The organism is uncultured Paraglaciecola sp., assembly GCF_913058035.1.
In the GTDB taxonomy this organism is placed as follows: Bacteria; Pseudomonadota; Gammaproteobacteria; order Enterobacterales; family Alteromonadaceae; genus Paraglaciecola.
Map to the genome: position 1 here is coordinate 1 of NZ_CAJXPA010000186.1, position 7,786 is coordinate 7,786.

General features: G+C 41.2%; 6 protein-coding genes and 3 pseudogenes. 7 read left to right on the forward strand and 2 right to left on the reverse strand.

The window, feature by feature from the left end; genetic code table 11:
• Window positions 1–711: 711 nt before the first annotated feature.
• The 4 genes and pseudogenes from QZ562_RS17755 to QZ562_RS17770 form a co-directional block, all read left to right on the forward strand.
• On the forward strand, window positions 712–1,566 hold the full coding sequence (locus QZ562_RS17755; RefSeq protein ID WP_293763153.1) for a restriction endonuclease: 855 nt from the start codon (window positions 712–714) through the stop codon (window positions 1,564–1,566).
• Entirely contained in the window at window positions 1,563–2,303 is a 741-nt protein-coding gene (locus QZ562_RS17760) for an NYN domain-containing protein (protein WP_293763156.1), read from the forward strand. The genes QZ562_RS17755 and QZ562_RS17760 overlap by 4 nt, the downstream gene beginning before the upstream one ends.
• 91 nt (window positions 2,304–2,394) lie before the next feature.
• On the forward strand, window positions 2,395–2,844 hold the full coding sequence (locus tag QZ562_RS17765; RefSeq protein WP_293763159.1) for a hypothetical protein: 450 nt from the start codon (window positions 2,395–2,397) through the stop codon (window positions 2,842–2,844).
• Between the two features lie 254 nt (window positions 2,845–3,098).
• Window positions 3,099–3,349, forward strand: a pseudogene (locus QZ562_RS17770) (transposase); the annotation flags it as partial.
• Window positions 3,350–3,828: 479 nt separating this feature from the next.
• Here QZ562_RS17770 and QZ562_RS17775 read toward each other — a convergent pair.
• Window positions 3,829–4,932 carry an ice-binding family protein gene (locus QZ562_RS17775; protein ID WP_293763162.1) on the reverse strand — a complete coding sequence of 368 codons (1,104 nt, stop codon included), beginning with the start codon at window positions 4,930–4,932 and terminating at the stop codon, window positions 3,829–3,831.
• Between the two features lie 337 nt (window positions 4,933–5,269).
• Here QZ562_RS17775 and QZ562_RS17780 point away from each other — a divergent pair, with 337 nt between their 5' ends.
• The 3 genes and pseudogenes from QZ562_RS17780 to QZ562_RS17790 all read left to right on the forward strand — a co-directional run.
• Window positions 5,270–5,440, forward strand: coding sequence for a hypothetical protein (locus QZ562_RS17780; protein WP_293763164.1), 171 nt, complete (start codon window positions 5,270–5,272; stop codon window positions 5,438–5,440).
• Window positions 5,441–5,525: 85 nt separating this feature from the next.
• Window positions 5,526–5,678 (forward strand): annotated as a pseudogene (locus QZ562_RS17785) (Type I secretion system protein TolC); the annotation flags it as partial.
• A 167-nt stretch (window positions 5,679–5,845) separates the two neighbouring features.
• Window positions 5,846–6,163 (forward strand): annotated as a pseudogene (locus QZ562_RS17790) (transposase); the annotation flags it as partial.
• 401 nt (window positions 6,164–6,564) lie between these two features.
• Here QZ562_RS17790 and QZ562_RS17795 read toward each other — a convergent pair.
• Window positions 6,565–7,473: a tetratricopeptide repeat protein gene (locus QZ562_RS17795; RefSeq protein WP_293763167.1), complete on the reverse strand. Its 909-nt coding sequence runs from the start codon at window positions 7,471–7,473 to the stop codon at window positions 6,565–6,567.
• Between the last annotated feature and the right edge of the window lie 313 nt (window positions 7,474–7,786).

The following is a 7,786-nucleotide window of genomic DNA, read 5'->3' on the forward strand; positions in this document are numbered from 1 at the left end:
ACAAGACACCGATAATAACGAGCAGCAAAAAAATAGTTTTGCGATTTATTACGAATCGCCGTAAAGCCCTGATTTAATTTGGTTTTACCCAGAGGATGGGGGGTCAAGTTGCTTGATTAATAAGACTTTTAATCAACGTAAGCGACTAATAAACCTACGTCCTTATGCTACCTATCAATCTGCTGCATAATTTACTCATCATAAACGTATGAGTAAAACAAAGTGTCCGTAATCAAAAATACAAACCAAGACGCTCCGTTTTGGCCAGTATGAATTAGTATGAAGAAATTAGAGGTACCCAGAGTCTTATTAATCAAGTAACTTGACCCCCTATTTACCGACAGTATCATACAATTTGCATCGGCTGACTTATCACCCGAAAGTGTTGAAAGCGGTTTCCATCACTAATTTATTGTTGTAACCATGTTAATTTAAATTAAAAGCTCAGATTAAGCCTCTGAGCTTTTTTTTAGAGTGGTTAATATTTAGCTGTGCATAAATTTGGGCGTCACTTTAAGTGTATTTGACGGATAGCTCATTTGTTATGTAACTAACTCAGCCAGTTATTTCTGTTAATCACAAAAATTTCACCAACTGTTAAGTGTTCAATCGAGTACTTTATTTGGCTATTTCATACCTTTCGAAAGTTTCTATCTGCTAGTATTCACTAAATATAGAAACCGCACATTTCGTTGTTAAGGAAAACATTCCATGGCCAGAAGAAACACCTCTTTCTTTAATTTACTTACCGAAGCGCCTTGGTGGACATCGGTTGTTGTTGCCGCTATTACTTATGTTGGTTTAACCCACATATTACCCAATGTCGAAACGGGTAACCCAATAGTGGACATGATTTTTAAATCATTTCCATATGCGGGTCCATTATTCGCAATTACTTTTTTACTTGCCGCTCCATTTGCATTTTTTAATGGCAGACGTAAACGCAAATTACTCGATGAGCAGCAAGATATTGATTCTATTAAGGCCCTCAGTTGGAAAGAGTTTGAAGAGCTCGTAGCTGAAGCCTATCGCAGAAAAGGCTTTCGCGTGATTGAGAATGGCTTTGGACCTGATGGTGGTGTAGACGTCAAACTGATAAAAGACAATCAAACTACTCTGGTGCAATGTAAGCAATGGCGATCTAAAAACGTTGGTGTTTCAGTAATTAGAGAGATGTTTGGTGTATTGACTGCCGAGAGTGCCTCTAAGGTGGTTATCATCTGTTGCGGGGGATTTACTCGTGACGCTACAAGTTTTGCAGAAAATAAACCTATTGAATTGATTGGCGGTACTGAGTTGTTAAGCATCGTAAAAGAGATACAGAATAATTCGACCCCCAATAAAGAAACTCCAAAATCAAGCCTAAAACCATTGCCACAAGCACAACCACAAAGCTCGGCAAACTCCCTTGATACTATATGTCCGAAATGTGGTAATCACCTTGTTGAACGTCAAGCCAAGCGAGGCGCAAACGTGGGCAATAGCTTTTTGGGATGCTCCTCTTTTCCCAAGTGCCGGTTTACACAAGACACTGCCACTTCACAATTGATTCAAGGAAAGATATGAAAGACTTAGATGTTCACAAGAAAATAGCGGTACTTATTGATGCCGACAACGCACAGCTTTCAAAGCTTAAAGCAGTACTTGATGAGATATCAGCACATGGCCATGTACTGATAAAGCGTGCATACGGTGATTGGTCGATAGAACATTTAAAGAACTGGAAGAAACCGTTGAATGAGTTAGCCATTCAACCTATACAGCAATTTGCCTACACCACTGGCAAAAACTCAACTGATGCCTCGATGATTATTGATGCCATGGACTTGCTGTACTCTGAGAAAATCGACGCTTTTGCGCTGGTATCCAGTGATAGCGACTTTACCAAGCTCGCATCCAGGCTTAGAGAATCAGAAAAATTTGTTTTTGGTGTAGGTGAGAAGAAAACACCTGTTTCATTTAGAAATGCCTGTGACGACTTTGTATACACCGAAAATTTGGATAATGCTGATAAAACGGAAGAAGATACAAAGACTGAACCACTGCAAGATAAAGGTAATCTCACAGAAGTCGTACCACTATTACAAAAAGCATGGGAGCAATTGCAGGATGATGACGGCTGGGTCAATATTGGACCTGCAGGTAGCTTTTTAAAAAGAGCACAACCCGATTTTGATCCTCGTTCTTATGGAGTAACTAAAACCACTCAAGTTGTACAAATGCTCAATAACGTTTTTGAAATGAAAAGACAAAAAGGGAAGGGCACGACACAAGTCGTGCTTTACCGGCCGAAGGGTAAATGAAAATGCTGTTCTTGTTGTTTTAATTTTTTGCTGTGTAAAACAGTGACTCACGATGTCAACGAGCTCTATCTATAAAGGGAGTATTGGTAAGATGGATCACGAAAAATTCCAAAGTTTGATAAAACAACTTTACTCAACAGTAGCTGAACTAGAAGAAATGTTTCCCGGCAGACACTTCACTCCAGATGGCCACATGGTGGGTAGCATTGGAGAGTGCCTAGTTTCTGATGCCTATGGTCTAATACTTGAAACGGCTTCCAACAAAGGTTTTGATGCAGTTACCGGTAGTGGTAAGCAAGTGGAAATTAAAGCCACTCAGTCCAAGTCAGTCGCTTTTCGTAGCGAACCAGATCACACTATCGTAATTAAAATACTATCTAGCGGAGCATTTGAAGAAATCTACAATGGCCCTGGTTTACTGGTTTGGCAGCAATTCGCAGGAAAGAAAATCCCCACCAACGGGCAATATCAAATATCGATAAGTAAATTGAGAAAACTTAATGAATCTATCGATATTAAAAATCGTGTGTCTAGAATTTGATAGGTTGAAAGAGTTATATTTATATTTTTTATTTCAAACAATCACGACACTAAAGTTATCTTCAGATTCTGCCTCTAGTCTTCTGATTTCAGTTGGAACGCTATTCAAAATATTTGATAAGTTTGTCTGTAATAGATGCTCAGTTTCAGACCAAAACCCATCGCTACAATACTAAGCAGACACCCACAAGTAGTTGACTAGATGAAATAGTGAACTAGATTTTATGTACGGTTGATTTTTGAAGGTAGTGGGTTATGCCACAGGCAAGAAAGAGGTTAATCAGTTTAATTGATACGCCGTTTTATCATTGCGTATCGCGTTGTGTGCGACGTTCATATTTGTGTGGTGTGGATGATTATTCTGGACAGAACTATGAGCACAGGCGAGGTTGGGTAGAAGAGCGTTTACTTTATCTATCCTCGGTGTTTGCCATTGATAGCGCGGCTACCGTATTTGTGCCTTTGCTGTGATGAGTAATCATGTGCACTTGGTTTTACATGTCGATGTATTAAATATTATTTACAGAGACGCCCATCGTAAAAATTTTAAATTAATTACGATGGGTGATGTCTCTGTAACTTTAAAGTGTGTGAGATAGATTAGATGTCTTATTTTTTTGATTATGTCTCTGTCGTTGTGCACTCACGCTGCTTTAATCCTTTCAACAGTAAAGCACATCAAAGCGTTAACGAGTTTTAACGAGACATTGTAATTCATTCAAAAACGTTAAGTCATTGACCATATATGTCTCTGTAATTTCTCTCCACAAAAGTTCTTAACCGCACAAAAAGACTTATTTTATGGGCGCCAAACCCGTTGTCGTTCCAAATGTGTCCCTCCAACTTTCGCTCAAATGGCATCCCGCGCGGCGCCGCATGCCATTTGCCCCTAAAATAAGCCTTTTTGTACTGTAACTTTAAATGCGGTAAAAGCATTGGCGGAGCCAGCAAAGCGGTTATCGGCAAAGCCTATTTTCTTGTCTTCTTACGATGGGTGTCCTTGTGATTTTCTTTGTTTTCTGTATCGAGAAAATAACAAGCCCGCTAAACCCAACAAAAATATAGCCGTTCTAGGTTCGGGGACATCCGTGACATCTGTGAAATACGTATCGCAACCCAACCCGCCTACTATGTTGTCTGCCCCAAATAAGACGTAGTCATTCACTGAGAAAGCGCCACCACATGAATTACCTACACCATTTAACGTAGTACGGTCACCTGTATTGACATAACCATTCGCAAAAATAAAGCCTCTTATGCTTACATCTGCGGCAGCTTGCATATAGCCAGATGAGCCAACCGCATCGCCAATGACATTCCAGATAACATTACTGTTATCTGTAAAATTAATCAGCTCTACTTTTGAGCCTGCAGCAAAGTCCAGGTAGTTATGGATGTTGAAAAGGAAATCGCCGTCTACACCCAGACCGTCAAGGGTTAGGGTTTTACCGGCCCTAATGGTCAGATAATTTAAACTATCATATACACCAGCAAGGAGCGTCTCGTTGACTAAACCGAATGTGATGTCGAGATTTGTTGATCCCTCTGTTACTCCCAGCTGGTCTAACGTTGCTTGCACTATGTCAAGTTGACCTTTCTGATTTATAACTGCGGGTGCAATATACCCTGGCACGAGCTCAAGCTGATCATTAACGTTGCCGCTCACTAAAGCGCCAGAGCCTGCCGTATAGAGCCCTCCAGCTTCAATATCGCCACCGACAATTGAATTGGCACCAGTACCCGCGGTGGTTCCGCTAAAAATACTCCCACCGACGCTTGCACCCACGCCAGTGATGGCGGTGGTTCCAGCCTGAATATAGCCACCAATGCTTGAGCCCGCACCAGATGTCACCGCTGTCCCTGCCGTGACATTGCCCCCGACGACTGAGTTTACGCCGGTCGTAATTGGCGCGAAGCCCTGCATATTGCCACCAAGAGTTGACCCTGCGCCCAAATTTACATATAGAGCAGCATAGGTCGACTTGTCATTTAGCTCTGTATCTAACAAATCTAAGGGTATAAAACCTGCGTGTGCACTAGACACAAAAGAAAACATCGTGGTGATTAGTAATATATTTGTCCGTTTCATAATACACCTTCATTTTAAGTAAGTTATCTTGCTCAGAGCTTAATTAAGCCCTAACGTCACTACCCCTTAATTCATTTGATGATGAATAAAAAAAACTTGAAGCGAATGGCTTCAGAATACGTCCTTATAAACCTCATTTATTAAGAGTTAATTTGTTATTACAATGATCATGCCATCTTCACTTTGAGCTGGTTTGATAAGCAATTTAGCGGCAATGGGGCTCGTTATCCCAATGTTTATAAGGCCTAACAAGTTCACTCGGCCAATTCGATGACTCTCTTGTTTTTTAAACTTACTCAGCCGTAATATTCAAATTGCGAATCCAATAGTAATAAGTTTGCAATTTGCAAAAAACGGAATGAAAGGTCGCGGGGCAAAGTGGGGTAATGTCAAGTTAACAAGCGGCCTCAGAAACGGTCGACCTAAATTAGACACCCAAAGTAATAAAGCACCCAATCACAGCCAAATCAACATGCATAAAATGATGGGTATGACTCTTTGGAACTAAAGAAGACACCCATTTTTAAAAAGTAGCAAAACAGCCGTTATGTTCTAATCCTTTAAGGTACTCAAACAACCAAGGATGGTCTGTCATACCTCAGTCACGTAAAACTCAAGTCAGTTTAATTGATACTCCCTATTACCATTGTGTTTCCCGCTGTGTTCGCCGTTCTTTTTTGTGTGGCAAAGATACATTTACGGGACAGAGTTACGAACATCGCCGAGGTTGGGTGGAAGAGCGATTGTAAATTAACAAGACAACAAATTAACAAGACACCCATGATAGCGAGCCACCCCAAAAAATAGCTTTCGGGTTTATTACGATGGGTGATGAGATGGACACTCCCTATTACGGCGTCAATGCGCCAAAATAGTAGTTTCAACCCAACTATTTACATAGGGAGTATCCAAGATGAAGCTTAGAGCAATAGGTATTGATTTGGCAAAGAATGTATTTCAAGCATGTGGTGTAAATGAGCATATGAAACCACAGTTTAATAAACGGTTAAAGCGTCATGAGTTACTCGATTTTATGCGCCAGCAAGAACCAACGATGGTGGTGATGGAAGCCTGTTATTCATCCCATTACTGGGGGCGAGAGATGACCAAATTAGGTCATAATGTGAAGCTTATCCCCGCTCAACATGTCACGCCTTTTGTACGGGGCAACAAGAATGATCCGAATGATTCATTTGCTATAACAGAAGCAAGCCAGCGACCCAATAAAAGGGGTCAGAGTCATTTTAAGTGAACTATCCTCCTATTTATTAATAAAAGGATAGGGGGTCAAGTTGATTGATTAATAAGACTATGGGCTCTACGCTTTATTTATGCCAAGACCTCTAAAAATTTAATAGGCCACCCATAATAATTTGACTGTTTTTTGTACTGCACTAAGCTTTAATAACACCAATTGAAATAGCATAAATTGAAAGGAGTCACTTATGCCCAAGCCTCGTTCATCTCAGGTCAGCCTCATCGACACCCCCTATAGCAACCCCAAAATAAGAGCAATTAACAAGACACCCATGATAACGAGCAGCCAAAAAAATAGTTTTGCGATTTATTACGATGGGTGTCTTTATAATTCTTGACCCCGATAGTTTTATTGATCCGACTCAATTGATTGACTCAGCTGTCTACACTAAATTCAAGTAATTCATCGAGCTTGCCGGAAGACCTAAGGTTTTCAAGACTTTTATCCGTTTTGGCCTCATCAAGATAGGTGCCAGATAGTTCTATGGCGTTGCTCAGATCAGCCAGTGCGGCATCAAGTTGATTAAGGGTCGAATTAGCGCAGGCCCGTTGGTAAAATGCATAATGATATTCTGCGTCGATCAAAAGCGCTCTGTTGCAAAGACTGAGGGCCCATTGTGCTTCCCCTATTTCTAATACCTCGTCGGCCTTGTAGGTTAGCGCTTCTGTATCAGTCGGGTTAATCACCAAAATCTGGTCGTAGACATCTATTTTCGCCTGATGTGTCGCCTCCAAACCCGCACGCATCCAGAGTGAATGCAGGGCATTGGTGCGGCTGATGTCTTCCTGTGCAGCGACGATGCGATTAGTGCGATCTTTGAGGCTACTTTCAAGAGACTGCAGACGCTGCTCATAGTCTTCGGAAATACGGGTCACTTTATGATCGATGACCTCATTGAGCTTGTGGCGTATTTCACGGACTGAACTCCAGCCAACAAGCGCCAGTATGGAGGCGGCCGTTGCGATAATGTAAAAAATATTGTTCACCGTGCTGGTCGCATAGTTAATGGCGCGATCTGATGCCGCTAGCTCGGTAGAGGTAAATCGTTCAACGAACTCTGTACGCTGCCCTTGCAAATCTGTGCGAAGTGTTTTTAGTTCGTCAAGCACATATCGTTCGACGAAGGGGGTGTAGAGAGGTTTTTCCAAATCTTCAATCACACTGTTGTGCTGTGCGGTATCTGGCGTATTGACAGGTTCAGCAGTACCGTATGCAGGTAATGCCAATAATAGACATAGTATTAGGCCAAGCGCGTTTCCTTTACCAGCAATTTGAATCGTCATATTACCTCTTTATTGGGCTTTGATATTGTTAAGCATTAGATAGTTAAAACCATTTTGCCAGATTTTTTTGCATACTTCGAATCATCTGCGGGTCAAGTCTTTGATTTATGATAAACAATTAACATGAATAAAAGGGGTCATAATAAAAGGGGCCAGTAATAAAAGGGGCCAGAGTCATTTTAAATGAACTATCCTCCTATTTATTAATAAAAAGAGGCTGGTTTAATGGCGAGAAGACTACGAGTTTCTAGTGCAGGAGTGCCAGAGCACTTAATACAGAGAGGGAACAATCGTCAGGCGACATTTGCTTGTG

Excerpts from the sequence above, each read along its gene's own strand:
- QZ562_RS17755 (WP_293763153.1), top strand. The coding sequence starts at position 712 with ATGGCCAGAAGAAACACCTCTTTCTTTAATTTACTTACCGAAGCGCCT.
- QZ562_RS17760 (WP_293763156.1), top strand. The coding sequence starts at position 1,563 with ATGAAAGACTTAGATGTTCACAAGAAAATAGCGGTACTTATTGATGCC.
- QZ562_RS17765 (WP_293763159.1), top strand. The coding sequence starts at position 2,395 with ATGGATCACGAAAAATTCCAAAGTTTGATAAAACAACTTTACTCAACA.
- QZ562_RS17775 (WP_293763162.1), bottom strand. The coding sequence starts at position 4,932 with ATGAAACGGACAAATATATTACTAATCACCACGATGTTTTCTTTTGTG.
- QZ562_RS17795 (WP_293763167.1), bottom strand. The coding sequence starts at position 7,473 with ATGACGATTCAAATTGCTGGTAAAGGAAACGCGCTTGGCCTAATACTA.